2 protein-coding genes are annotated in these 1,147 nt (G+C 71.8%); both read left to right on the top strand.

Annotated elements, in window-relative coordinates; translation table 11 throughout:
* Positions 1–421 precede the first annotated feature (421 nt).
* Entirely contained in the window at positions 422–673 is a 252-nt protein-coding gene (locus FV223_RS28170; protein ID WP_147729946.1) for a hypothetical protein, read from the top strand.
* 36 nt (positions 674–709) lie between these two features.
* Positions 710–1,018 (top strand): MmcQ/YjbR family DNA-binding protein, encoded by a 309-nt coding sequence (locus FV223_RS28165; protein ID WP_147729947.1) that lies wholly within the window; start codon positions 710–712, stop codon positions 1,016–1,018.
* The last annotated feature ends 129 nt before the right edge of the window (positions 1,019–1,147 follow it).

The following is a 1,147-nucleotide window of genomic DNA, read 5'->3' as shown; positions in this document are numbered from 1 at the left end:
CGGCGGCGGCTGGTACCTGCGCGGCGACGTCGGGGCCAGCGTCTACGACCGGGCGAAGTACAGCACGTCCTACGACTATGCCGGCTACCCGGAGGCGAACCGCTCCTACGGCAACGAGGTCGGCGGCTGCGGCCAGTGAGGGCGCGCCGACGCTCGCCGCGAGCGTCAGGGTGCGCACCAAAGCGACGAGCTTGGAGCGGGCCATAAGAATTCCTTCACGCTTAAATGTGCCGGAAGCTTTCGGTGCCGGCTCTGGTGACCTCCCGGACCATGGCCGCAAGGTCTTAAAGCTGGCTTAACGTTAAAACTTAGCGTTATGGATTGTTTGAGGTGCGCAATCCTGCACGTCCCCGATGCGGTCCTGCGGACACAATCGCCGTTCCGGGCGTTGCCTGCACAGCCTCCACCGAGCGAGATCGACATGACGCGCCTGTTCATCGCCGACGTCCGGACCCCGTCCGGCCCGCGCCCCCTGGTCACGGTGCGCGCGGCCTCGGAGGCCGAGGCGCTGCTGTTCCTCGAGGCGCACTACCCCGAGGACCGGATCGAGGCGGTGGCCGAGCCGGGCGAGTGGGCCAGCGATGCCGCGACCGGATCGAACCCCGGCGACGTCCGCGAGCATCCCGGCAGCACCTGGCCGACCAGCCTGTCGCGGGCGCCCGCCGGGCCCTGAGCGGTGCTGCCGGAGGACGTGCGCGCCCTCGCGCTGATGCTGCCGGAAGCGATCCCCGGCGCGCACAAGGGCAACCCGGATTTTCGCGTGGGCGGCCGGGTCTTCGCGACGCTGTGGACCGAGGAGGACCGGCTGGTGCTGCGGCTGTCGCCGGAGGACCAGGAGCGCCTGCTGGAGGCCGAGCCGGGCCTGTTCTCGGCCATCGACGGCGCCTGGGGCCGCCGCGGCTGGACCAACCTCGACCTCGACGCCTGCGAGGAGGAGATTTTGCGGGACGCCCTGCTCGCCGCCTGGCGCGCCACGGCGCCGGCCGGGCTGGTGTCGGTCTACGAGCCGACGGCGTGAGGGCGGCCGTCCCGTGAGCCGGTGCTGAGCGCCGCCCGCTTGCGTCATTCGGCCCGGCGCCGTGGTGGTGATCGGGACGGCCTGGCGCCCCGTCGATCGCCGGGCGGGTCGTCGGGCTCGCCTCAGGCC

Origin of the sequence: Methylobacterium sp. WL116, assembly GCF_008039455.1 — a bacterium.
In the GTDB taxonomy this organism is placed as follows: Bacteria; Pseudomonadota; Alphaproteobacteria; order Rhizobiales; family Beijerinckiaceae; genus Methylobacterium.
This window is presented reverse-complemented; position numbering and strand designations above follow the sequence as displayed.